The 24,332-nt window shown below is 46.2% G+C and carries 20 protein-coding genes and 1 other RNA gene; 17 read left to right on the top strand and 4 right to left on the bottom strand.

Translation table 11 applies throughout. The features are described from left to right. The first annotated feature begins 456 nt into the window (after positions 1 to 456). From DWX62_RS03030 to DWX62_RS02960, 15 genes are all read left to right on the top strand, one after another. Complete coding sequence (locus tag DWX62_RS03030; protein WP_057097786.1) at positions 457 to 1,188, top strand: type III pantothenate kinase; 732 nt, start codon at positions 457 to 459, stop codon at positions 1,186 to 1,188. Then, positions 1,175 to 2,437: a hypothetical protein gene (locus DWX62_RS03025; RefSeq protein WP_005831954.1), complete on the top strand. Its 1,263-nt coding sequence runs from the start codon at positions 1,175 to 1,177 to the stop codon at positions 2,435 to 2,437. Before DWX62_RS03030 ends, DWX62_RS03025 begins: the two co-directional genes overlap by 14 nt. A gap of 46 nt (positions 2,438 to 2,483) precedes the next feature. Continuing rightward, positions 2,484 to 3,809 carry a hypothetical protein gene (locus DWX62_RS03020; protein WP_005831953.1) on the top strand — a complete coding sequence of 442 codons (1,326 nt, stop codon included), beginning with the start codon at positions 2,484 to 2,486 and terminating at the stop codon, positions 3,807 to 3,809. 4 nt (positions 3,810 to 3,813) lie between these two features. Continuing rightward, positions 3,814 to 4,440 carry an LPS export ABC transporter periplasmic protein LptC gene (gene lptC, locus DWX62_RS03015; protein WP_035449005.1) on the top strand — a complete coding sequence of 209 codons (627 nt, stop codon included), beginning with the start codon at positions 3,814 to 3,816 and terminating at the stop codon, positions 4,438 to 4,440. A 4-nt stretch (positions 4,441 to 4,444) separates the two neighbouring features. Then, positions 4,445 to 5,701, top strand: coding sequence for a hemolysin family protein (locus DWX62_RS03010; RefSeq protein ID WP_005832856.1), 1,257 nt, complete (start codon positions 4,445 to 4,447; stop codon positions 5,699 to 5,701). Positions 5,702 to 5,823: 122 nt separating this feature from the next. Beyond that, positions 5,824 to 7,962, top strand: coding sequence for a SurA N-terminal domain-containing protein (locus tag DWX62_RS03005; RefSeq protein ID WP_022401940.1), 2,139 nt, complete (start codon positions 5,824 to 5,826; stop codon positions 7,960 to 7,962). 153 nt (positions 7,963 to 8,115) lie between these two features. Next, the gene (gene rlmN / locus DWX62_RS03000) at positions 8,116 to 9,156 is read left to right on the top strand and encodes a 23S rRNA (adenine(2503)-C(2))-methyltransferase RlmN (RefSeq protein WP_120172585.1); all 1,041 of its coding nucleotides are present in this window, start codon (positions 8,116 to 8,118) and stop codon (positions 9,154 to 9,156) included. Positions 9,157 to 9,226: 70 nt separating this feature from the next. Next, a complete protein-coding gene (locus tag DWX62_RS02995) occupies positions 9,227 to 10,282 on the top strand; it encodes a DUF4837 family protein (RefSeq protein WP_008665256.1) in 1,056 nt (351 codons plus the stop codon). Positions 10,283 to 10,287: 5 nt separating this feature from the next. Then, complete coding sequence (gene pdxA, locus DWX62_RS02990) at positions 10,288 to 11,385, top strand: 4-hydroxythreonine-4-phosphate dehydrogenase PdxA (RefSeq protein ID WP_005831943.1); 1,098 nt, start codon at positions 10,288 to 10,290, stop codon at positions 11,383 to 11,385. Between the two features lies 1 nt (position 11,386). Further along, on the top strand, positions 11,387 to 12,637 hold the full coding sequence (locus DWX62_RS02985) for a sigma-54 dependent transcriptional regulator (RefSeq protein WP_005831941.1): 1,251 nt from the start codon (positions 11,387 to 11,389) through the stop codon (positions 12,635 to 12,637). After that, positions 12,624 to 13,148, top strand: a complete 525-nt coding sequence (locus DWX62_RS02980) for an LptE family protein (RefSeq protein ID WP_005831940.1) — start codon at positions 12,624 to 12,626, stop codon at positions 13,146 to 13,148. The genes DWX62_RS02985 and DWX62_RS02980 overlap by 14 nt, the downstream gene beginning before the upstream one ends. 4 nt (positions 13,149 to 13,152) lie before the next feature. Then, complete coding sequence (locus DWX62_RS02975) at positions 13,153 to 13,926, top strand: hypothetical protein (protein ID WP_005831938.1); 774 nt, start codon at positions 13,153 to 13,155, stop codon at positions 13,924 to 13,926. Between the two features lie 4 nt (positions 13,927 to 13,930). Next, positions 13,931 to 14,320: a preprotein translocase subunit SecG gene (secG, locus tag DWX62_RS02970; RefSeq protein ID WP_009038088.1), complete on the top strand. Its 390-nt coding sequence runs from the start codon at positions 13,931 to 13,933 to the stop codon at positions 14,318 to 14,320. Between the two features lie 153 nt (positions 14,321 to 14,473). Then, entirely contained in the window at positions 14,474 to 15,865 is a 1,392-nt protein-coding gene (locus tag DWX62_RS02965; protein WP_005831932.1) for an MFS transporter, read from the top strand. 19 nt (positions 15,866 to 15,884) lie between these two features. Next, the gene (locus DWX62_RS02960) at positions 15,885 to 16,238 is read left to right on the top strand and encodes a PqqD family protein (RefSeq protein ID WP_005831929.1); all 354 of its coding nucleotides are present in this window, start codon (positions 15,885 to 15,887) and stop codon (positions 16,236 to 16,238) included. A 7-nt stretch (positions 16,239 to 16,245) separates the two neighbouring features. Here the strand turns inward: DWX62_RS02960 and DWX62_RS02955 are convergent, their stop codons facing one another. The 3 genes from DWX62_RS02955 to DWX62_RS02945 form a co-directional block, all read right to left on the bottom strand. Continuing rightward, the gene (locus DWX62_RS02955) at positions 16,246 to 17,295 is read right to left on the bottom strand and encodes a DUF4831 family protein (protein WP_034529662.1); all 1,050 of its coding nucleotides are present in this window, start codon (positions 17,293 to 17,295) and stop codon (positions 16,246 to 16,248) included. Positions 17,296 to 17,365: 70 nt separating this feature from the next. Beyond that, on the bottom strand, positions 17,366 to 18,493 hold the full coding sequence (locus DWX62_RS02950; protein WP_120172574.1) for a lactonase family protein: 1,128 nt from the start codon (positions 18,491 to 18,493) through the stop codon (positions 17,366 to 17,368). A 101-nt stretch (positions 18,494 to 18,594) separates the two neighbouring features. Further along, complete coding sequence (locus DWX62_RS02945; protein WP_120172573.1) at positions 18,595 to 21,423, bottom strand: beta-glucosidase; 2,829 nt, start codon at positions 21,421 to 21,423, stop codon at positions 18,595 to 18,597. Positions 21,424 to 22,243: 820 nt separating this feature from the next. On the opposite strand from DWX62_RS02945, the gene ssrA reads away from it, so the two are divergent. Together ssrA and DWX62_RS02935 are read left to right on the top strand one after the other, a co-directional pair. Then, positions 22,244 to 22,642: a transfer-messenger RNA gene (ssrA, locus tag DWX62_RS02940) on the top strand. Positions 22,643 to 22,847: 205 nt separating this feature from the next. Continuing rightward, entirely contained in the window at positions 22,848 to 23,333 is a 486-nt protein-coding gene (locus DWX62_RS02935; protein WP_005831917.1) for a helix-turn-helix transcriptional regulator, read from the top strand. Between the two features lie 199 nt (positions 23,334 to 23,532). On the opposite strand, the gene DWX62_RS02930 is transcribed toward DWX62_RS02935, so the two are convergent. Further along, on the bottom strand, positions 23,533 to 24,330 hold the full coding sequence (locus tag DWX62_RS02930) for a class I SAM-dependent methyltransferase (RefSeq protein ID WP_057255848.1): 798 nt from the start codon (positions 24,328 to 24,330) through the stop codon (positions 23,533 to 23,535). Positions 24,331 to 24,332 lie beyond the last annotated feature (2 nt).

Genomic DNA, 24,332 nt, shown 5'->3' with positions numbered 1-24,332 from the left:
ACTAAAGCGGTTATTCGCGTTATTCCGGTCATCTGTGTCCGAAGAATCTTTTTTAATTATGAACTTGATACAATTCTTAATTCGCATTATTGGTTGTTTTGAATCAACTGTCGAGTACGAGTGGTAGATATTTTCTATTTACAAACGATACGGGTGCAAGAAATAGTGGTATATTGAACCTGATTCAGTCGTATACTGAATGCCATTCAATCGTATACTGAATAGGGCTCAGTCGTATACTGAATGTAGCGCATTTAGTTGTATTGATAATCAGGTGGTTGTGGTATGATGTTGCGGCTTTAATAAATCTCAACAGAATGTAAAAGTGGCATTGTGGTTGTTTGGTGTGGATGTGAATAAGAATTCTTGTGCAGTTGTTCTTCTAATAAAGAGATGGTTTCTGCTGAATTTCAATATTAATGTTATATCTTTGCGCCGCTAAATTTATGCAATACGGTGAATCTCATTATTGATATAGGAAATACAATCGCCAAGATGGCGGTGTTTGATGGTGAACGTATCGTGGAGGTGGTGTATGACTCCAATCTGACGTTGGAACGGTTGCCTGAAGTATGCCGTACATATACGATTGAAAAAGCGATAGTGGCTACTGTCATTGATTTGAGTAGAGAGGTGTTGTCGCAACTGGAAGATATGGCTGTCCCCATTCTGTGGCTCAATGAAAAGACTTCTCTTCCGGTAGAAAACCTCTATGAAACTCCCCGGACGCTGGGGTATGATCGTATGGCGGCGGTGGTAGGAGCCAATGAGCAATTTCCTGGCAGGGATATACTGGTGATTGATGCCGGTACCTGTATCACTTATGAGTTTGTTGATGCTGCTGCCCGCTATCATGGCGGGAATATCTCTCCCGGCCTGCAGATGCGTTTCAAGGCGCTTCATCAGTTTACCGGACGGCTTCCAATGGTGGCTCTTGAGGGGCGGATGGTGCCCATGGGGAAGGATACCGATACAGCTATCCGTGCCGGAGTACTGAAGGGTATTGAATATGAAATTTCAGGTTACGTTACGGCTATGAAGCATAAATATCCTGAACTTTTGGTTTTTTTAACGGGCGGGGATGATTTTTCTTTTGATACAAACTTAAAAAGTATCATCTTTGCAGACAGATTTTTAGTGTTGAAAGGATTAAATAGAATTTTAAACTATAATAATGACAGGCTATAGACAAACACTGTTAGTGCTCTTGCTCACGATATTATCAGGAGCGGCAGTCGCTCAAAATAATACAAATTCTCCCTATACACGATATGGATATGGACAGTTATCTGAACAAGGCTCAAGTAACAGCAGGGCGATGGGTGGTATTGCCTATGGTTTACGGGACAAGTATCAGACTAACTTTGCTAATCCTGCATCCTATACGGCGGTAGATTCGCTGACTTTTATCTTCGATGGAGCAGTCTCTCTACAGAATACAAATCTCAGTAACGGTACTCTGAAACGAAATGCCAAGAATTCCAGTTTTGACTATATCACGATGCAGTTTCGTGCAAGTAAATGGGCTGCCATAAGCTTGGGGTTGCTGCCTTATTCAAACGTTGGATACAGTATGGGAGAATATCGGGAAGATACGGAATTTCCAGACAAATCTACTACGGTAAGCTATTCGGGAGAAGGAGGCTTGCACCAGCTTTATTTAGGTGCCGGTTTTAAAATAATTAAAAATCTTTCTGTCGGTGCGAATTTTTCGTATCTTTGGGGAGATATAACAAGAACCGCTGCGGAGACCTTTCCGTCCAGTTCAAGTGTATTTCCTATTACAATACAGTCTAATGTGGCTGTAAAGAGTTATAAGTTGGATTTTGGAGCGCAGTACACTCACCAGTTTGGGAAAAAACATGTTGCAACGTTGGGAGTTGTCTTTTCTCCGGGGCATGATCTGAGTAACGATGCGTACGAAGTTACGCAGACTGGTAATAGCAATACGGGAGCTACTTCGGTAACAAGGGATACTGTCGTTACTTGTGGCATTCCGACAACATTTGGCGCAGGTGTGACCTACGTGTACGACAACCGACTGACTGTAGGCGCGGATGTAATGTTCCAGAATTGGAGTAAAGTGAGTTATATGAACAATGACGAGGCGTTTTGCGACCGTGGAAGAATATCCGTTGGTGCAGAGTATCTGCCGAATCCTATGGGACGAAGTTATTTGTCTCATGTGAAGTATCGTTTGGGAGCTTATTATTCCAAACCTTATTATAAGATAGACGGTGTACGTGCCGCTGATGAATATGGCGTTACTGCCGGTTTTGGATTGCCCATACCGAGAACCCGTTCCGTATTGAGTCTTTCTGCACAATACGTGCGGACTAAAGGAACCCAAGCAGCGTTCTTGAACGAAAATACATTGCGTATTTGTATCGGAGTAACCTTTAACGAACGCTGGTTCTTCAAGCGTAAAGTGGATTAATGGAAATTGAATAGACAAAAAATATAACAACTAAAATTTAAATACAATGAAAATTAAGACGCTTGTGGCTGTCTTGCTCCTTTCGGGTGGAGTGACCAGCACTTTCGCACAGACTGAAAATTGTAATTCGAACAGTAGTATCTCTCATGAAGCAGTGAGAGCTGGTAACTTTAAGGATGCATACGCTCCTTGTATGGCTGTATTGAAGGATTGTCCTACACTGCGGTATTACACATTTACAGATGCTCAGAAGATTTTAGTGGGTTTCTTGAGTCAGATTAAGGATAGAAATTCTGCTGATTACAAGAAGTATTTTGATGAGTTGATGGATGTATATGATTTGAGAATGAAGTACATTCCTGAATTCATTGGTAAGGGAATGAAGGGCGTGCCGAGTGTGGCTGATGCCTTGGGTGCCAAAGCTGTGGATTATCTTCAGTTCGCTCCTGCTCCGGACCTTAATACGGCTTATAATTGGCTGAAAGAATCTGTTCATGCTGAAAAGGGTGGTTCCAAAGGTGCGGTGTTGCACTATTTCCTGGATACTTCCATGCAGAAGGTAAAGGCTGATGATAATCATACCGACCAGTTCTTCCAGGATTATATTGATGCTTCCAAGTATGCAGATGACGCACTTGCTGCTGAAACCAAGGAAGCTAAGAAGGCTAACTTGCAAGCTATCAAGGATAACCTCGTGGCCATGTTCATTCAGAGTGGTGTAGCTGATTGTGAATCTTTGCAGAATATCTATGGTCCTAAGGTGGAAGCAAGCAAGACTGACTCCGCTTTCTTGAAGAAGGCATTGAACATCCTGAAATTGATGAAGTGCAACGAAAGCGAAGTTTACTTCAAGGCATCTGAGTACATGTATCAGATTGACCCGACTGCCGATGCAGCTGTAGGTGTAGCATACATGTACTATAAGAAAGGTGACTATGACAATGCCGTGAAGTATTTTGATGAAGCATTGGCTAAAGAAACAGATAATGACAAGAAGGCTGAAATGGCATACGCTACTGCCGCAGCCTTGATGCAGGCCAAGAAACTCTCTCAGGCAAGAAGCTACTGCCAAAAGGCTATGAGCTTTAAGGAGAACTATGGAGAGCCTTATATTTTACTGGCACAGCTTTACGGCTCCAATCCTAACTGGACCGATGAGCCTGCTCTGAATAAGTGTACTTACTTTGTAGTAATTGACAAGCTGCAGAGAGCTAAAGCTGTAGATCCTTCAGTTACAGAACGTGCTAACGAATTGATTAGTACTTATTCCCGCCACACTCCCCAGGCTAAAGACCTCTTTATGTTGGGTTACAAAGCTGGTGACCGTATCACTATCGGTGGATGGATAGGTGAATCTACAACTATCAGATAAAATCATGTTGCTACAACCCATCAACATTGTTTATCATAAAAATGCGAGCATAACCATTGTCCTTGGGGCAATGGTTATGCTTCTTTTATTTTCTTCGTGTTCCGGGAAGAAGAAGGAGCTGGGAGATGCCATTACCGAGCGTGACTCTATGGCAGTGATGGATACCCGCGGGGTGACTACACTGGTTTCTGATTCCGGTGTAACGCGTTACCGCATCAATACGGAAGAGTGGCTGGTCTTTGACCGGAAGAATCCTCCTTACTGGGCTTTTGAAAAGGGGGTCTATTTGGAGAAGTTCGACTCTATCTTCCAAGTGGAGGCGAGTATCAAGGCTGATACAGCCTACTTCTTTAATAAGGAAGAGTTATGGAAACTGATGGGGAATGTGCATATACAGAATTTGAAAGGTGAGCAGTTTGATACAGAGCTGCTGTATTGGGACCAGCGGACACAAAGAATTTATTCGGATGAGTTTATCCGTATCGAACAGCCTGACCGTATCATTACGGGACATGGCTTTGAATCCAACCAGCAGATGACCGTTTACACGATTCGCAAGCCGGAGGGCATCTTCTATGTTGACGAGGAAGCTGCCGCAGCAGACAGCTTGCAGACTGATACCATAAATTGATAAAATGGATACCGTTATTTTTTTATTGATAACCATGGCTTTCTCCGCTTTCTTTTCAGGAATGGAGATTGCCTTTGTTTCCGTAGATAAACTGCGTTTTGAGATGGAAAGGAAGTCAGGCGTCACTTCCAGTATCATTTCCTATTTCCTTCGCAACCCGAATAACTTCATCTCGACCATGCTGGTGGGTAATAACATCGCGCTTGTCATTTATGGTATCTTGATGGCACAAATCATAGAGGTGAATCTTCTTGCCGGAATTATTTCCAATCATTTTGTAATGGTGTTGGTGCAAACTGTAATTTCCACTCTTATTATTTTGGTAACCGGTGAGTTCTTGCCGAAGACTTTGTTTAAAATCAATCCCAATCTGATGCTGAGGGTATGTGCCATTCCTTTATTCATATGTTATGTCATTCTGTTTCCTGTTTCAAAGTTTGCATCGGGATTGTCGTATCTGTTCCTTCGGATATTTGGGATGAAAGTAAACAAGGAGGCGTCGGCCAAGGCTTTTGGCAAAGTGGATTTGGATTACTTCATCCAGTCGAGCATAGAGAATGCGGAAAGTGAAGAAGAACTGGATGCAGAGGTAAAGATATTCCAAAATGCGCTTGACTTTTCGAATATAAAGATACGCGACTGTATTGTACCGCGTACAGAGGTGGTAGCTGTAGATCTGACCACTACATTGGAAGAATTGAAATGTCTTTTTGTGGAGTCGGGTATTTCCAAAATCATAGTATATGATGGAAATATAGATAATGTGGTGGGATATATTCACTCGTCGGAGATGTTCAGGAATCCGGTGGACTGGAGGAATAACGTGAAGGAAGTGCCTATTGTACCCGAAACGATGTCGGCCCACAAACTGATGAAACTGTTCATGCAGCAGAAAAAAACGATTGCTGTAGTGGTGGACGAATTCGGTGGTACGGCAGGTATCGTCTCTTTGGAGGATTTGGTGGAAGAAATTTTCGGCGATATTGAGGATGAGCATGATAATACGTCCTATGTATGTAAGCAGCTGGGTGAACGTGAATATGTGCTTTCGGCCCGTCTGGAAATAGAAAAGGTAAATGAGACTTTCGGGCTCGACCTGCCGGAATCGGATGATTATCTGACAGTGGGCGGTCTGATTCTGAACCGTTATCAAAGTTTCCCGAAGCTGCATGAAGTGATTGAAGTGGATAATTATCAGTTTAAAATAATCAAGGTAACAGCCACTAAAATTGAGTTGGTAAGACTGAAAGTCATTGAATAATTTCATTTAGGCGTAATTTTTTAAAGAATAAATGGATGCGTATTAGCATTTTTTGTATCTTCGTGCGCTAAAATGAACATGTTAGGAAAATAATAATAAACAAATAAATCATATTAACTAAAATGGCAACATTACAAAACATTCGGTCTAAAGGACCTTTATTGGTGATTGTTATTGGTTTGGCGCTGTTTGCTTTCATCGCAGGTGACGCGTGGAAAGTGCTTCAGCCACACCAGTCACAAGACGTAGGTGAAGTGAACGGGGAATCAATTTCCGCTCAGGATTTTCAAGCATTGGTAGAAGAATATACAGAAGTCATCAAGTTCTCCAGTGGCAACAGTGCATTGAGCGATGAGCAGACAAACCAAATCAAAGATGAAGTATGGAGAACATACGTCAATAATAAGCTGATTGAAAAGGAAGCAAAGAAACTCGGTCTGGTTGTATCGAAGGCTGAGATTCAGGCTATCATTAATGCCGGTGTGCATCCGATGCTGCAACAGACTCCGTTCCGTAATCCTCAGACCGGTGCGTTTGATAAGGATATGTTGAAGAAGTTCTTGGTGGACTATTCAAAAATGAATAAGGCACAGATGCCTTCACAATATGCAGAATACTATGAATCCATGTACAAGTTCTGGTCTTTCCTCGAAAAGTCCCTTATCCAGGCACGTCTTCAGGAGAAGTATCAGGCTTTGATTACAAAATCTCTTTTCTCCAACCCGGTAGAAGCTCAGGACGCTTTTGATGCAAGAGTAGAGCAGTCAGACCTGCTGCTTGCTGCAGTTCCCTATTCTTCTATCGTTGACTCTACCATCGTTATCAAGGATTCCGATTTGAAAGCTGCATACGACAAGAAGAAAGAACAGTTCAAGCAATATGTGGAAACTCGCAATATCAAGTTCATTGATGTGCAAGTTACTGCAAGTGCAGAAGACAGAGCTGCTCTCCAGAAGGAAATGGAAGAATACACCGAACAACTTACTGCCAATCCTTCTGACTATACTACCTTCATCCGTTCTACCGGTTCCGAAGCTCCTTATACAGACTTGTTCTACACTACTAAGTCTCTGCCTGCTGATGTGACAGCCCGTTTGGACTCTGTTGCGGTGGGTGGTGTGTTCGGGCCTTATTATAACGTATCTGACAATACCCTCAACTCTTTCAAGAAATTGGCTACTGCTGCCATGCCGGACTCTATCGAGTTCCGTCAGATTCAGGTAGTTGCCGAAGATGCTGAAAAGACGAAGACTTTGGCCGACAGCATCTACAATGCTATTAAGGGTGGTGCCAGCTTTGCTGAAGTTGCGAAGAAGTACGGTCAGACCGGTGAACCTACCTGGATTTCTTCTGCTAACTACGAAGGCGCACAGATTGACGGTGACAACTTGAAATACATTACCGCTGTCACAACTTTGGGACAGAACGAACTGACCAATCTGGCGTTGGGACAAGCAAATGTCATTTTGCAAGTAACCAACAAGAAGGCTGTCAAGGATAAATATAAGGTAGCCGTAATCAAGCGTCCGGTAGAATTCAGCAAGGAAACTTACAGCAAGGCATACAATGAGTTTAGCCAGTTCATCGCTGCAAACAATACTTTAGAGAAAATGATTGCCAATGCGGAAGATGCCGGTTACAAGTTGCTGGATAGAGCCGACTTGTACAGCTCTGAACATGGTATCGGTGGTATCAGAGGAACCAAAGATGCTTTGAAATGGGCGTTTGAGGCAAAAGCCGGTGAAGTTTCCGGTTTGTACGAATGTGGCGAGAGCGACCGTATGCTGGTAGTAGGTGTTGCAAGTATTGTTCCTGAAGGTTATCGCCCACTGGCTTTGGTAAAGGACCAGTTGAGAGCTGAAATTCTCCGTGACAAGAAAGCAGAGAAGATTATGGCTGATATGAAGGCTGCCAATGCAACTTCGTTCGAGCAGTACAAGAATATGGCAAATGCTGTTAGTGATTCTGTAAAGCACGTTACTTTCTCTGCTCCTGCCTATATCCCGGCATTGCGTAGCAGCGAACCTCTGGTAGGCGCATACGCTTCTATTGCCGAAGTGAACAAGCTGAGTGCTCCTATCAAGGGTAACGGTGGTGTATTCGTTCTGCAACCTTATGCAAAAGAGAAGCTGAACGAAACATTCAACAAGGAAACTGAAGAGGCTAACTTGGCTAACATGCACGCACGCATGGCAAGCCAGTTCATCAGTGACTTGTATCTGAAAGCCAACGTAAAAGACCAACGTTATTTATTCTTCTAAGAATAGAAAACCCATATTGAAAAGCCGTTCGGTACTCCCGGGCGGCTTTTTCATTCTCTGTACATTTCATTTTCTATACTCTCCGTTGTCTTTGTGCAACTTTATTCCTACCTTTGCATTCTTGAAAGAGTTTTGTTTTTAATGAAAAACGATATGCAGAAACGACCTCTATTGGGCTTGACGCTCTCTGAATTGCAGAATGTGGTGAAGAATCTGGGAATGCCCGGTTTCTCTGCCAAGCAGATAGCTTCCTGGCTGTATGACAAGAAGGTGACTTCTATAGACGAAATGAGCAATCTTTCGTTGAAGCATCGGGAATTGCTGAAAGAAATCTATGAGGTAGGTGCCGAAGCGCCGGTAGATGCCATGCGCTCTGTAGACGGTACGGTGAAATACTTGTACCGGGCAGGCGAGGGGCATTTCGTGGAAGCTGTCTATATACCCGACGAAGACAGGACTACGCTTTGTGTCTCCTCGCAGGTGGGCTGTAAGATGAATTGCAAGTTCTGTATGACCGGCAAACAAGGTTTTACTGCCAATCTGACATCCAACCAGATTATTAATCAAATCAATTCGTTGCCCGAAAGGGACAAGCTTACCAATGTGGTAATGATGGGCATGGGTGAACCACTTGATAATCTGGACGAGGTATTGAAAGCGCTGGAAATAATGACCGCCTCTTATGGGTATGCGTGGAGTCCCAAGCGTGTTACACTTTCTTCTGTGGGATTGAAGAAGGGCTTGCAGCGTTTTATTGAGGAATCGGACTGCCATCTGGCTATCAGCCTTCATTCGCCGATACTTTTGCAACGCCGCGAACTGATGCCGGCAGAGAAGGCGTTCTCCATCACGGAGATTGTGGAATTGTTAAGAAACTATGATTTTAGCAAACAGCGCAGACTATCTTTTGAATATATTGTTTTCAAAGGAGTGAATGACTCGTTACCGTATGCAAAGGAACTTCTGAAGCTGCTACGCGGGCTGGACTGCCGGATTAACCTGATTCGTTTTCATGCCATACCTGGAGTGAATCTTGAAGGGGCTGATATGGAAACCATGACTGCGTTCCGTGATTATCTGACTTCGCACGGTCTGTTTACCACTATACGGTCATCGCGTGGAGAGGATATATTTGCCGCTTGTGGCATGTTGTCCACTGCCAAGCAGGAGGAGAATAAAGAAGAATTAATATAAATTATTAACTTAGGTAGGGAGGATATTACGCATTCTTCGTAGCTTTGTGAAAAACTAAAATGATAGAGATATGAGAAAGCACTTGTTTTATTTAAGTATGGTTCTCGTACTGACACTTTTTTCCGCTTGCGGTGGTGGTAAAAAGGGTGTGTTTACTCCGACCTCCAGTGGTCGTGCGTATGAAGTTCTGGTAGTGGTGGAGCCCGGCTTGTGGGAACGTCCTGCCGGTAGGGCGCTTTTCGATGTGCTTGATTCTGATGTTCCGGGGCTTCCCCAGTCAGAACGTTCATTCCGAATCATGTATACTGCCCCTTCCAATTATGATGCCACTTTAAAACTGATTCGTAATATCATTATTGTCGATGTGAACAAGGACCTCTATACCCAGCCTAAATTCAAGTATGCAAGGAATGTATATGCTGCTCCTCAGTCTATTCTCACTATTCAGGCACCGGACGAGGCTTCGTTCGAGAAATTTGTGGAGGAGAATAGGCAGGTAATCATCGATTTCTTTACCCATGCGGAAATGAATCGTCAGATTTCAGTATTGAAGGACAAGCATAGCGACTATATAGCAACGAAGGTGAAAAGCCAGTTCGATTGCGATGTATGGGTGCCGGGCGAACTGACATCTACCAAGGAGGGTGAGAACTTCTTCTGGGCAGGTACGAATGCAGCTACCGGCGACCAGAACTTTGTAATCTACTCTTATCCTTATACGGATAAGGATACGTTTACTAAAGAATATTTTGTTCATAAACGCGATTCCGTGATGAAGGTTAATATCCCTGGTGCCCGTGAAGGCATGTATATGTCGACGGATTCTCTGATGACCGATGTACGCCCCATCAGTGTGCAGGGAGACTATGCACTGGAGGCCCGCGGCTTGTGGCGCATAAAGGGTGACTTCATGGGCGGTCCGTTCGTATCGCATGTACGTTTGGACAAGGCCAATCAGCGTATTATCGTATCTGAAATATTTATTTATTCACCTGATAAAATGAAACGTAATCTGGTACGTCAGATGGAGGCTTCGCTCTATACCTTGAAACTGCCCGGCAGCAAGCAGGAAGGTGCGGAAATTCCGGTAGGCGTAACCTCAAAAGATACTACTAATAATAAGTAATAAAAATGGAAGACAACAAAATAAGAGTCGGCATTACACAAGGCGACATTAATGGTGTAGGGTATGAAGTGATTTTAAAGACGTTTGCAGACCCGGTGATGCTGGAATTGTGCACGCCGATTATCTACGGTTCGCCTAAAGTGGCAGCTTATCATCGTAAATCATTGGACTTGCCTACCAACTTCAGTATCGTCAACTCCGCCTCCGAAGCGGTTCCCAATCGCTTGAGTGTAGTGAACTGTACGGATGATGAAGTAAAGGTTGAGTTCTCTAAACCTGACGTTGAAGCTGGTAAAGCTGCACTTGGTGCACTGGAAAAAGCCATTGAGGAATATAAGGAGGGAATGATAGACGTGATTGTCACAGCTCCCATCAACAAGCATACCATCCAGTCGGAGGAGTTTGCCTTCCCCGGACATACGGAGTATATAGAGCAAAAATTGGGAGATGGCGAGAAGGCCCTTATGATTCTGATGAAAGATGACTTCCGGGTAGCATTGGTGACCGGACATATTCCCGTTAAAGAGATAGCCGGAAGCATCACCAAAGAACTGATACAAGAAAAACTGAAGATATTCAACCGCTCCTTGAAGCAGGATTTTGCTATCAGCGCACCGCGTATTGCAGTGCTTTCGCTGAATCCGCATGCAGGAGACGGCGGATTGCTGGGAACTGAAGAGCAGGAGATTATCATTCCGGCCATCAACGAAATGGCTGCTAAGGGTATGCTTTGCTATGGTCCTTATCCGGCAGACGGGTTTATGGGCTCAGATAACTTTACCCATTTTGATGGTATCCTGGCCATGTATCACGACCAGGGGCTGGCACCGTTCAAGGCATTGGCTATGGACGAGGGCGTGAACTATACTGCCGGTTTGCCGGTGATACGCACTTCGCCTGCTCATGGCACGGCCTACGATATTGCCGGGAAAGGAATCGCCTCTGAAGATTCATTCCGGCAGGCTATCTATGTGGCAATAGATGTGTTCCGTAACCGCCAGCGTGAGAAAGAGGCACATGCAAATCCGCTGCGCAAGCAATATTACGAGAAACGTGACGATAGCGACAAACTGAAACTCGATAGTGTAGAAGAAGATTTGTAGAATGACAAAAGCGGAAATACAACAAGTAAAATTACGTTTCGGCATTATCGGCAACAATGAAGCGCTGATGCGTGCCATTGATATCGCTATCCAGGTAGCGCCCACCGACTTGTCTGTACTGATTACCGGAGAGAGTGGTGTGGGAAAGGAGAGCTTTCCGCAGATAATACACCAGTACAGTCGGCGCAAGCATGGACAGTACATTGCCGTGAACTGTGGAGCCATTCCCGAAGGGACGATTGACTCGGAACTGTTCGGTCATGAGAAGGGCGCATTTACCGGGGCTATCGGCGAACGGAAGGGGTATTTCGGTGAGGCCAACGGCGGAACAATCTTCCTTGATGAAGTCGGCGAATTGCCTTTGCCTACCCAGGCACGCTTGTTGCGTGTGCTCGAGAGCGGTGAATTCATCAAAGTAGGCTCTTCTAAGGTGGAAAAGACCGATGTGCGTATTGTTGCCGCTACCAATGTAAACTTGACACAAGCCATTGCTGACGGACGTTTTCGTGAAGACTTGTATTACCGTTTGAACACAGTTCCTATTCAGGTCCCTCCATTGCGCGAACGCGGTGAAGACGTGGTGCTGCTGTTCCGAAAGTTTGCTTCGGACTTTGCAGAAAAGTACCGTATGCCTGCCATTCAGCTGACGGAAGACGGCAAGCAAGTGTTGCTGGGCTACTCATGGCCGGGTAATGTGCGCCAGTTGAAGAATATCACCGAGCAGATATCCATCATTGAGACCAATCGTGAAATCAATGCATCCATACTGAAGGGCTATCTGCCTGAGCAGAACAATATGCAGCGCCTGCCTGCCTTGTTTGGAGTGAAGGAGGACAAGAGCTTCGGGAGTGAACGGGAAATTCTCTACCAGGTTCTGTTTGATATGCGCCAGGATGTAACGGACTTGAAAAAGCTGGTGCATGAGATTATGGCTGAAAGGGGAACGGTAGCCAATCCGGCGGTTGCCACATCGGCCTACTATACGCCGGCTACTCCGGCGGTGGTACCTCCGGTAACATCCAGTGTCCCCACCATTATACATCCTTCGGTAAAGCCGGTTACTCCGGTGGACGATGATTTCCAGGATACGGAAGAATATGTGGAGGAGTCACTCTCCCTGGATGAAGTGGAGAAAGAAATGATACGTAAGGCGCTTGAAAAACATCACGGCAAGCGTAAGAGTGCGGCTCAGGATTTGAATATCTCTGAGCGTACGTTATACAGAAAGATAAAAGAATATGGATTGGATTAAAAAAGCGGCATTTGCTTCCTTGTTGGTAAGCTTGTTATTTCTGGTGAATTCATGTAGTATGAAGTTGGGACTTGCTCCGATAAGCTCTATCGACTATACAAAGGTAAAAACGATTTCCATTGCCGATTTCCAGAACCGGGCAGAGTATGTATATGCACCGCTGGCAACAGAATTTAACCAGAAAATGAAGGATATGTTCATTCAGCAGACTCGCCTGCAACTGGTGAATTCCGGAGGAGACCTGGAAATAGACGGAGAAATAACCGGCTACAATCAATATAATGAATCGGTGGATGCCAGCGGCTACTCTTCGAAGGTGAAGGTGACGCTGACTGTCAACGTGCGCTACACCAATAACACGAACCATGAGGAGGACTTTGAACAGCAGTTCTCGGCTTTCCAGACCTATGATTCCTCAAAATTGCTGACCGAAGTGCAGGACCAGCTGATAACCTTGATGGTGAAAGACATTGCCGAACAGATTTTCAATGCAACTGTAGCTAACTGGTAAACTCATGACGCCTACCCATTTGCAACAATGGATTCAGCATCCCGAGACGCTGAATAGGGATACTTTGTACGAGCTTCGCACATTGGTGGCACGCTATCCTTATTTCCAGTCGCTCCGTTTGCTCTATCTGAAAAACCTCTATCTGCTGCACGACATCAACTTTGGCGCGGAGTTGCGCAAGGCTGTGTTGTATGTGGCAGACCGTCGTGTGCTGTTTTACTTTATAGAGGGTGACCGCTATACTTTGAAATCCCGGAAGGTCTCGTCGCTGTTTTCCGGCGATTTGGAGAAAGAGCCGAGTGTGGACCGTACCCTTTCCTTGATTGACGCATTTCTGGCTACTGTTCCCGAAGAGCATTCACAGCATACGGAGCTGGATTATGCGGTGGATTATACGGCCTATTTAATGCAGGAAGAACCCGGTGTGGATGCAGAAGATGAGTCGGAAGTGCCTAAACTGCGCGGGCATGAATTGATAGATGACTTTATCCAAAAGAGTGAGTCTTCGGATGCCTCGGATACGAGAAGGGAGTTTCTTGTAGAGAAGGAGGAAGAGACTGAAGAAGAGGAAGAACCCTCAGTATCGCCGGTAACGGAAGAGTTGGACGATAGCTGTTTTACGGAAACTTTAGCCAAAATCTATATAAAACAGCACCGATATGACAAGGCGCTTGAAATTATTAAAAAATTAAGTTTGAATTATCCAAAAAAAAATGCTTACTTTGCAGACCAAATCAGATTTTTGGAGAAATTGATTATTAACGCTAAATCAAAATAACAAAATGTATTTATTATTAGTTATCTTAATGCTGATTGCATCTGTGCTGATGTGCTTCATTGTATTGATTCAAAATTCTAAAGGAGGTGGTCTGGCATCAGGCTTTTCATCATCCAACCAAATTATGGGTGTGCGCAAGACTACGGACTTTTTGGAAAAAGCAACCTGGACTCTGGCAGCTGTCATGGTAGTCTTCAGTATTGTTTCTGCTTACACTATTCCTTCTTCCACAGGCAAGGGCGGTGATGTGATTCTGGAACAGGCGCAACAAGAAGAAAAAACTAATCCTTATAACATGCCCGTAGGTACAGAAGCTCCGCAATCGGAGGCCCCTGCAGCTACAACTCCGGCTGAAGCTCCTGCTCCTGCAGCAGAAGCCCCTGCAGCAGAATAAGATAAGGATATTGCGGATGACTCCCGCTTGGAAAAATAAGAGAAAGGTTGATACTGAAAAGGTGTCAGCCTTTTTTCGTTTTGATGAAGTATTTATTTACCTTTGTCAGCAATTTATGCAATCTGATTAATAAATTGAAATCCAAATAGTACAATGACAGAACAACTCAAACTTAAATTGAATGATTCCAAGGCTACCCGTTGGGGGGCATTGGTGATTGTTGCCTTCACGATGATGGCAGCTTATTATGTAAACGACGTGGTAGCACCGTTGAAGACAATGTTGGAAACGGACTTGGCTTGGTCGAGTACCGATTTCGGATTCTTTACCGGTGGTTATAGTTTTCTGAATGTTTTTTTCCTGATGTTGATTTGGGGAGGATTAATCCTCGACCGCTTTGGTATCCGTTTCACCGGAAAGTTGGCAACTATCCTGATGGTAGGTGGTACAGCACTTGAATACTATGCAATGACGGGACTTGCCGGTGCCGACGCGACTTTATTCGGAATCAATGAAATATTTGGCTATAAAACGGGTGTGTTTGTTGCTTTTGCCGGTTATTCCATTTTTGGAGTAGGAGCGGAGGTCGCCGGTATTACAGTTTCCAAAATCATAGCCAAGTGGTTTAAGGGGAAAGAGCTTGCCACGGCTATGGGGGTACAAGTCGCTTTAGCACGTATCGGTTCGCAAGCCGGTTATGCCGTAGCCATTCCTTTGGCCCGCGCTTTCGGTATTTCCACACCGGTGTTGTTGGGTTTGGTTCTGTTGTTGGGCGGTATGATTGCTTTCTTCGTCTTTGCAGTGATGGACAAGAAGCTGGACAAACAGATGGAAGCTGCTGCCATTGCTGCCGGTACGGAAGATGAGGAAGAGAAGTTCTCTTTTAAGGATGTGAAGAATATTCTGGTCAATCCCGGTTTCTGGCTGATAGCATTGCTGTGTGTATTGTTCTACTCTTGTGTATTCCCATTCCAGAAGTTTGCTTCCGAGTTGATGATTATCAAATACGGTATCAATGAGAATGTGGCCGGTACATTTGCTGGACTTCCGGCATTGGGAGCGCTGATTCTGACTCCGGTCTTTGGTGGTTTCATTGACAAGCGGGGCAAGTCCGCATCTATCATGCTGCTGGGCTCGGCCATGCTGATATGTGTGCATTTCATTTATGCTATTCCCGATATAAACTATTGGCTGGTAGCTATTGTGCTGATGATAATTTTGGGTATCGCTTTCTCGCTGGTACCTTCTGCCATGTGGCCGGCTGTGGCCAAGATATTCCCGGTAAGCCAGTTGGGTACGGCATACGCATTGATTTTCTTTATCCAGAATATCGGTCTTTGGGGTATTCCTACATTGATAGGGTGGGTGCTTGATGCCTATTGTATATCCGGCAAGAAACCAGATGGAACGAATATGTATGACTATACGGTGCCTATGTGCATTTTTACCGGTATTGCCTGCTTGTCCCTTATAGTGGCTCTACTGCTGAAGAAGGCAGACAAGAAGTATGGTTATAAGCTGGAAGAGCCTAATATTCAGAAATAATAGGAAAAGCGGATACCGTATGATGGAAATACCCGAAGGAAAAGTAAGTCTGTTGGACGCTGTTCCGGTCCGCTGTGGACATATAACAACCGAATGGGAAGGTGAGTGCGCCGTACTCGCCTACCCACGGTTTAAATACGAATGGATGCGTCGTTTTTTATTGCCGAAGGGGATGTCTCCTGACATCCATGTGAGGCTGGAAGAACACGGTACAGCTGTCTGGAATCTGATAGATGGACATCGTACCGTGCGCGAAATCATCTCTCTACTTGCCAGGCACTTTGGGGAGGAAGAGAATTATATTCCCCGGGTCACCGCCTACGTAATGCAGTTGCGTAAGGATGGATTTATCCAGTTGACAATCCGGAATTAGAATTCCTTTATTCCCTATCCACTTTTATCAATCCTCCCGTTGCCGTATCAAACAGCACTTTGATGGTAGAATTCTTGTTGAACAGTACCGGTGCGAGGTATTCTACGGTGCCGAATTGGGTAATGGGAAGTTGGTCGTCAAACAATTTCTTATTGTTATACATCAATGTCACTTGTGCCTTGCCCGGAAGGTTATAGGCTACACCGTCCACTTTCTTTTTGCCTTCCTCGGTGGCAGATACATCGGGACTTTTGAGGTCGGTGACGCTGATATAATACGGTTCACCGGCAAGGTCATTATTGGCCACCACTCCCAGCTTTCGGGAAAAACGGAAAGCCACCTCATCTTTCATCTCTTTAGGCGTCAGCCGGATGGTGAATGTCTTGGGTTCTTTCTTTATTTTGCCCGAGAACATTTCCGTCATAGCCGTTTCCTGCTGGTTCAGATTGTCAAGCATCAGCTTGAGTTGGGCGCCGTCCTTGGGCATATTGTCTGCTTCGCCGCGCAGGAGGGCATTCTTGCTTTCGCGGATGCTGTATATTTCCTTGGCCACCAGCTCGGCCATCTTGGCACTGGAGTTGGACATCAGTATTTCTTCCGTCAGAAAACTGCGTGGGTCAATGCTGCTTTCGGTGGCTTTGGCTTCGGGCGTCTTGGCAGCAGGCTTACCGCTGAACGGAATGTTGATGGAGCGGACAATTCCGTCTTCGGTAAGCTCCATAAGGGGTGCTACGGTCTTGTCTTTCATCTTCACGAAATAGACGTTGTCCTTATCCGGTACACCGGCTATGCGGGTTTCTATCTTATCCAGTGTCCAGAACTCCTCGGGTTCGGCAGACACGTTGTTGAGACGCAGATAGCGGTCGGCATATCTGCAAAATTCTCCGGGAGTGTAGGTATGCTTGGTGGCTTGCAATACGATTTCTATTTCTGTTTTGGGTAACATATAGGTCACTCCGTAGTCTTTGCCACGCATCACACCGGTAGTTACGTCTGTTTGCGCCAGGGCAGTGGTAGACAAGAACAGAGCTGAGAGCATCAATATATTCTTCTTCATAATGTACATTCGTTTAGACTGATTTAGCTAAGGGACAAAGTTAATGAAGTTATCTTTGCTAAATATTGCTTTATAAATTATTAACAGAGCTGACGAACTGTACGCAAACCGGCATGTCGACTACAATGTCCTGATGAGTGTCTTCCAAAAGTCCGGTAGCTTCGTTTCGTTTGTATACCTGAATGACATTGCTGTCGCGGCAGGCGGCAAGCAAGTATTTGCCGTTGGGCGTGATGTTGAAGTTGCGGGGATGGATGCCGGTGGGCTGATAACCTACCTTTGCCAAGGTTCCATTTTCGGGATTCACGGCAAAGATGGCGATGCCGTCTTCTTTCAGACGGTTACTGGCGTAGAGGTATTTCCCATCCGGACTGAGGTGGATGTCTGCACTTCCACGGGCGGCTACGGTGTCGGCTGTGATAGTCTGTATCTGTTCCAGGCAGCCGTCGTCGTAACTGAAGGCAATGACCTTACCGGACAGTTCGGTGATGAGATAGGCAAACTTCCCGTTAGGGCTGAATGTCAGATGGCGCGGGCCGGAATCCGCTTCAATGTCAACGGCTTCCAGAGAAGCATGAGGAATAGGGTCGTCGGGGTGCATCACAAAGCGCAGGATGCGGTCGGCACTGAAGTCGGTGGCGAAGATATACTTTCCGTCCGGTGAAAAGACTGTGCAATGGATGTGGGGAGTGGCTTGCCGTATGGCGTCGGGACCGGTGGCAGAGCCTTGAAAGAGCGTGTCTGCAGGAGCCAAAGTGCCGTCTTTCTGTAAAGGAAAGACGGACATGGTTCCACCGCTGTAGTTGGCAGTCAACACTTCCCGGCCATTGGTGGCCACGTAGCAGGGGTCGGCGCCGAAGGTGGGAACGGTGTTCAGCAGGCGCAGTTCTCCCGTTTCCCGGTCGAAGGCAAGGGAGCTGAGGGCTGCTGTGCTGTCGTTCATTTCACTGACGGCATAGACAAATTCGCCATCTTCCGAGGGGACGAGGTAGGAGGGATTGGGCAATGCCGCTGAACTGAGCGGAACGGCTGTTCCCGTCTCCTGATTAAAGCGGAAGGTATAGATACCCTTGCTTGAGCCATTCGTGTAAGTACCTATTAGCATGGCGAGTTCGTCCTGGTCACCGTTAGTGCCCTTTGGAGAAGAGCCACATGCTGTCAAACCTAATCCGAGCATACAGAAAAGAAGTGTTTTCATTAATTTAATGTGTTAATGTGCCAATATGCTAATGTGCTAATTGGCTGCGCTGTATATGCTGCATGGTCATTGGTACATTAGCATATTGGCACATTAGCACATTAAAATTTAACTTCGGCAATACTGACGCGGTCATCGTTCAGCACGATGCGGAGGTCGCTGGCGGTAGTGCCTTTGAACGGATAGGAAATCAGTTTGCCGTATTCGCTGACGGTGCCCGAATATACGGTGAGGAACTGTCCGCCACCGCCCGAGAGCTGGATTTCGAAGGTTGCCGGCAGGTTGTTGTCACGTGTAAAGGCAATGGCAACTTTATCTACCTTGGCTCCGTTCTTCAAGGCAAAGGTAATATAATCTCCCTTATTTCCTTGCCATGCGGTATTGATTTTTTCGTCGAGCACGTTTTCGGCATCCTCTGGGTTGGTGCTGGCACTCACACGCTTTGCTGGTTTTTGGGCTTCAATGGCTTTGGCACGGGTCTGGTAGTCTTCTACGGTCAGCGTTCCGTTCAGGCGGATGTCTTCGGAAGAGGCGCCGGCCATGAGCACGAAGTCGCCGGGTTCCACCACCCATTTCATGTCGGCGTCCAGAAGCTCCAGGTGCTTGCGGTCGATGGTGAAGGACAGCTCCTGGGCTTCGCCCGGTTCGAGGTGGATGCGCTGGAAGCCTGCAAGATTCTTTTCGTAGGTGGTGATGCTGCTCAGTACGTCGCGGATATAGAGCTGCACTACTTCATCTCCGGCACGTTTGCCGGTGTTGGTCACCTTCAGGCGGACGGTGGCAGACTCGTTCGGGGTGATGACTCGGGGGGTGATGTCGAGGTCGGAGTACTCGAAGGTGGTGTAGCTCAAGCCGTAACCGAAGGGGTAGAGTGCTCCGTTGATGCGTGACATGTTGCCCGTAGGTCCCGGATTCTTACCGCCGTCTATCTGTGAAGAAGGTTTGCAGGGGAAGTTGAAGGGGATTTGCCCTACGGTCTTGGGGAAGGTCACCGTCAGCTTTCCACCGGGGTTGTAGTCGCCGAAGAGGATGTCGGCCAGGGCTGTTCCGCCTTTGGAGCCGGGATACCAGGCTTCGAGGATAGCGGGGACGAACTTGTCTGCCCAGTTGATGGAGAGCGGGCGTCCGTTGATGAGTATCAGTACGACGGGCTTGCCCGTGGCTTGTATGGCTTGAAGCAGTTGCAACTGCCGGCCGGGCAGGTCGAGGCTGGTGCGCGATTTGTTTTCGCCGCAGGTGCGTTGTCCGCCGCCCAATACTACGACGGCAACATCAGCTTGGCGGGCATTTTCTACGGCTTTGTCTATCTCGGCTTGCTCGTCGTCGGTCAGAGGATAGTCTATGATTTCACTTTCGGGCCAGTGGGCATCCACTAGGTCGCAGCCTTTGGTGTAGAGCACCTCTGCCTTGCCTTTTGTCTTTTCTTGAATGCCTTCCAGCACAGTGGTCACTTCTACGGCAAGTGGGCCGTAATGGGTCAGCGCGTAGCCTTCTTCATTGGCATTGGGACCACAGACGGCAATCTTCTTGGTGGAGTTGATGTCTAAGGGCAACAGCTCATCGGCATTCTTCAGCAGAACGACGGACTCGTGGGATGCCTGCAAGGCGATGGCTTCGTTCTCTTCTTTTTCCACTTCACGGTCGGCACCGGCAAGGTCTGTCTGGTAGGGGGCATCGAACAGACCGATGAGGAACTTTACCCGGAGGATGTCGCGCACACGGTCGTTAATGACTTCTTCGCTCAGTCCGCCTTCCTTCACTAGTTCGCGGAGGGGAAGGACGAAGGAGTCGGGCGAGCGGAAGGTACAGCGTACGTTCAGCCCGGCTTCCACGCTTTGGCGGACGGCTTCTTTCATGTCTTTGGCGGTGCCGTGCTTGGTGTAGAGGTATTCTACGGCGTCACTGTCGGATACGACGTAGCCACGGAATCCCATTTCGCCACGCAGGCGGGTGGTGAGCCAGTAGTAGCTGCCCTGCACGGGGATGCCGTCGTAATCGTTGTACGAACTCATTACGCCCAGCATGCCAGCTTCCCGGATGACGCGTTTGAAGGGGTAGATGTGTATGTTCTCCACTTCGCGCGGCGACATTTGCGGGTCCACGCGTGCCATGCCTTCGCGGGCGCCTTTGTTGTTACTGTAAGCGGCAAAGTGCTTGCCGGTGGCGGCCACTTGGTGGTTGTGCTGCAAGCCGCGCACCATTTCGATGCCCAGTTCGGCTACGAGGTAGGGAGATTCGCCGTAAACTTCTTCGTAGCGTCCCCAGCGCTGGTCGCGTCCTACGTCGAGGATGGGGGCGTAGACGTTGGTGTAGCCCAGCATGCGGGCTTCGCGTCCGGTGATGAGTCCTACTTGGCGAATCAGTTCACGGTTCCAGGTATGTCCCAGTCCCAGTTGGGTGGGGAAGTTGGTGGCGCGGTAGCTTTCCACGCCGCGTATGCCTTCGTTGGTAAAGTCTACGGGGATGCCGAGACGGGTATCTTCCACAAAGAACCGTTGCACCTCGTTCAGTGCCCAGGCGTGGCGCGAGGCGGGCCAGACGTAGGCATTGTCCGAGGGAGGCAGCCCCCATTGCTGGAAGCCGTTCAGGTGTTCGTCGATGGCGCCGATACCGTCTTTCCAGAGCAGCTCTTTCCATTCGGGGGTGGGGAGGTCGTCTTTCAGTACGCGTTTGTAGCCGTAGAGGGTGACCATTTGGCAGGTCTTTTCGTCCAGCGTCATCTGTTGCAGCAGGTTTTCGATGCGTGCTTCGAGCGGGGCGGAGGGGTCTTCGTACACGTCTTTCACTCCGTTTTTGTTGAAGTCTATCCAACCTTTGCGGTACATTTCACTTTTCACCGGCTTGTAGGTTGCCGGTGTTTTGGCAGGCTTTTGTGCGCAGAGCAGTGTGCTTCCTCCAAGCAGCAGGGTTAGGGCAATAAGGTTCTTCATGATATGTTCTAAAAATCTCTTGGTTATTATTGTTTCTTTTGTTGACAAAAATACGGCTAATGTGTGAAATAAAGGGATAAAATAGTCCGAAGTATCGGCTTTTATTGTCCGAAGGGTCTTCCTCTTACTAAAAATATCCTCCAAGACGCTACCGGGGAATTCAAATCATTATTAGACGAAACATATCATTCACTTTTAAAAAGAAAGAGAGAACACTATAATAACCTGAAAAGTAGATGCAATCGCGGTGTATACAAGTATTACGGCTACATCTGTTAAACGAGGGTGTATTTATATAATAGGAATCTGTTGGCGGAATTGTTGCTTGTACGGAAGAACTTTCTTTTCAACCTTGGGATGTCTAAACCCAACCTTGGTTTAGACATCCCAAGGTTGGGTATGGAAAAACCAAAGTTTGGGATAGATTGCTTCCTTAATTCTTTCCGGTTTTTCAGTTAACTTCAGAGACTTTTTCCGTTAACTTCCCATCTCTTTTGTGCAAATATCCATTACAGAAGATAGATATTCCCTCTTGCAGGGGGTAATTCCGTCAACGGATACTGGCTTTGGTAGCTGTTTGAACATTGATGACAATGGGGTGCACATATTCTATGTATGGAAGATTATTGTTTTTATCACGAAAAGTCAGTATTAGCTAATATTTGTAAATATATGGTGATTGCTAATAAAAGAATATGTATCTTTGGGCCAAAGAAAGCGGTAGAGGATGAAAAATAAAGTAGCATTTATCCCTTTTTCACCCTCCCTACTTAGCAATGAGTTACGCAATCTTTTAAATTTCAGACCGTTACAAAGTCATGGGGTTGACTGGATTTGACAGCGGGCAGAAATGGTAAGTAAGCATGCAGTGCGTCGTTGATTTGCACTTTAATCTCAGTCCTCAAAATTTTATCTGGCGAAACTCGTTACGCTCTCGCTGCTTAATCGAAGTATAGTAGATTGAAGCTTAATCCCGGCACCAGGTGCTGGGACGTGACATCACTCGGAAGCTGTTGCTCCGAAGCATTCCGATAAAGTGGTGCAGTCAAATCGGGGATAGTTCGTGTCAGCCTCGTGGCGCGGGTGAAAATTTAGAGGATAAGGCAACGGTTGATGGCTTTGGTTCTGCCGCTGCACGAAAATTTAGGCAAAGATAAGCATGTAGAAAGCTTATGATTTCCTCGTTTGGACGAGGGTTCGATTCCCTCCAGCTCCACGGAAATAGTAAAAAGAAGTTTGTAAGTCCTTGAATTCCAGTAATTCAGGGGCTTTTTCTTTTCTTCTACTCCCCCTACCTTTTATATTCATTTAGAAAACAGTTGTAGTAAATGTGCTACAATTCAAAATTAATATCTACTTTTGTCTGTTCAAAAACCAATAACTATTAGAAGTGGGGGCAACACTTTAAATTCTGCAACAGATTTATGAAAATTCACGAAGGAAAATGTACAGAGAAGATTTTGAAAGAACGTGAACGGATTGGTAACCGGTTAGCCATTCTTCGCAAGAAGAGAAATATGACCCAAGAGGAATTGGCTAATCTTTGTGGCGTTAATCGTGTTAATATAGCCAAGATAGAGAAAGGGGCTTATAATGTGAGCATTGATATACTATCTAAGGTAACATCCGCTCTTGGTTTTGTGATAGATATAAAAGTGGATAGCTCTGTTTGTCCGACTCATTTCTCTCAACGTAAACCTGTAAAGCTGGTAATAGGGGAAGATTATTATGTCAGTTTTGGCAATAACGAAGCCCATAGATGTAAGCTGGTGGATATTCCGGAGATGTACCAAGGTCAAAGAATTAAAATCGAAACTCCGACCCCGAGAGGGTCTATCACCCACATATTATTTGCCGATGAAATAGGAACGACACCTGACGAGGCTGTAATGAACCAAGTAACGATGTAAAAACATTAAAAGGGAGGAAGTGCAAGTTCCCCTTTTATTGAAATCACCTTCGCTACAACCATCTGCAGCGAGGGTGATTTTTTAGTTTATGAGGGTTTCTACACACCCTCTTTCATCAGGGCTATTCAGAAATTTAATGGTTTCTTCTGAATATATAATCTTAAATTGATGGTTCGGAATCAATTCTAAAGCTGGGAAATCAGTAGTGATTAACAGTTTTAGTCCCTTTCTTTAATATGTAAAAGCAACTTGTACAAAAGAAGTTTCTTATGTACGGGATAGCAGCAATAACTCCGTTGAGCCTTCGTGGGGACAAGCCGAATTTGATTTTATAATGTGGGTTTATAAGGTACAGTCTCCGGTCAATGATTTGATAGTTGGCTTGCCGGGCGATACGATTGAACAGTTCTATGGTGCATCCGGTGCTCTTTATATCCAGTAGCTCCGTAATTGCGTGTTCCTGCTCGCCGCATAGTCTTAATATCCATTTGTATAAAGTGCGGGGAAGGAGGTGGAGAAAAGGGAAGTGTGAAACAATGCGGCTGTGTGCTATCTGCTGGTGGCCTCCGAATGGCATTTGCCAGGCGGGAAACCCTACAAATATAGCTCCATCGGCAGACAAATGTTTTTGTAGGCCGGAGAGGAACCGTTCTTTGTCTCTGATATGCTCTATCACATCGTGTAGAAGAATTAGGGGAAAATTCGTAGCCTTGTCCTTAAGCTGGAAAATGTCGGTGGCAATGAACTGTCCCTGCTGATGCCTTTGGGCGAAGAAGGTTCTGGCTTGTTCTATTCGCGTGGCATCAATGTCTACGCCCATCACCCGGCAACCGGCTTCGGCAAAGGGGAGCAGATTGCCTCCCTCTCCACAGCCCACTTCCAGCACTTTATCGGGGATGTGTCCGATGACTTCCTTTATGTAGGGGATATAATAGTTCTTGCTGGTCTGTGACTGTTCACCAAAGTAGCTTTCCCGGTCGGTATGTCGTTTCTGCATGT

The organism is Bacteroides sp. AF20-13LB (genome assembly GCF_003603065.1).
GTDB lineage: Bacteria > Bacteroidota > Bacteroidia > Bacteroidales > Bacteroidaceae > Bacteroides > Bacteroides uniformis.
This window is presented reverse-complemented; position numbering and strand designations above follow the sequence as displayed.

Excerpts from the sequence above, each read along its gene's own strand:
- DWX62_RS03025 (WP_005831954.1), top strand. The coding sequence starts at position 1,175 with ATGACAGGCTATAGACAAACACTGTTAGTGCTCTTGCTCACGATATTA.
- DWX62_RS03020 (WP_005831953.1), top strand. The coding sequence starts at position 2,484 with ATGAAAATTAAGACGCTTGTGGCTGTCTTGCTCCTTTCGGGTGGAGTG.
- lptC (WP_035449005.1), top strand. The coding sequence starts at position 3,814 with ATGTTGCTACAACCCATCAACATTGTTTATCATAAAAATGCGAGCATA.
- DWX62_RS03010 (WP_005832856.1), top strand. The coding sequence starts at position 4,445 with ATGGATACCGTTATTTTTTTATTGATAACCATGGCTTTCTCCGCTTTC.
- DWX62_RS03005 (WP_022401940.1), top strand. The coding sequence starts at position 5,824 with ATGGCAACATTACAAAACATTCGGTCTAAAGGACCTTTATTGGTGATT.
- rlmN (WP_120172585.1), top strand. The coding sequence starts at position 8,116 with ATGCAGAAACGACCTCTATTGGGCTTGACGCTCTCTGAATTGCAGAAT.
- DWX62_RS02995 (WP_008665256.1), top strand. The coding sequence starts at position 9,227 with ATGAGAAAGCACTTGTTTTATTTAAGTATGGTTCTCGTACTGACACTT.
- pdxA (WP_005831943.1), top strand. The coding sequence starts at position 10,288 with ATGGAAGACAACAAAATAAGAGTCGGCATTACACAAGGCGACATTAAT.
- DWX62_RS02985 (WP_005831941.1), top strand. The coding sequence starts at position 11,387 with ATGACAAAAGCGGAAATACAACAAGTAAAATTACGTTTCGGCATTATC.
- DWX62_RS02980 (WP_005831940.1), top strand. The coding sequence starts at position 12,624 with ATGGATTGGATTAAAAAAGCGGCATTTGCTTCCTTGTTGGTAAGCTTG.
- DWX62_RS02975 (WP_005831938.1), top strand. The coding sequence starts at position 13,153 with ATGACGCCTACCCATTTGCAACAATGGATTCAGCATCCCGAGACGCTG.
- secG (WP_009038088.1), top strand. The coding sequence starts at position 13,931 with ATGTATTTATTATTAGTTATCTTAATGCTGATTGCATCTGTGCTGATG.
- DWX62_RS02965 (WP_005831932.1), top strand. The coding sequence starts at position 14,474 with ATGACAGAACAACTCAAACTTAAATTGAATGATTCCAAGGCTACCCGT.
- DWX62_RS02960 (WP_005831929.1), top strand. The coding sequence starts at position 15,885 with ATGATGGAAATACCCGAAGGAAAAGTAAGTCTGTTGGACGCTGTTCCG.
- DWX62_RS02955 (WP_034529662.1), bottom strand. The coding sequence starts at position 17,295 with ATGAAGAAGAATATATTGATGCTCTCAGCTCTGTTCTTGTCTACCACT.
- DWX62_RS02950 (WP_120172574.1), bottom strand. The coding sequence starts at position 18,493 with ATGAAAACACTTCTTTTCTGTATGCTCGGATTAGGTTTGACAGCATGT.
- DWX62_RS02945 (WP_120172573.1), bottom strand. The coding sequence starts at position 21,423 with ATGAAGAACCTTATTGCCCTAACCCTGCTGCTTGGAGGAAGCACACTG.
- DWX62_RS02935 (WP_005831917.1), top strand. The coding sequence starts at position 22,848 with ATGAAAATTCACGAAGGAAAATGTACAGAGAAGATTTTGAAAGAACGT.
- DWX62_RS02930 (WP_057255848.1), bottom strand. The coding sequence starts at position 24,330 with ATGCAGAAACGACATACCGACCGGGAAAGCTACTTTGGTGAACAGTCA.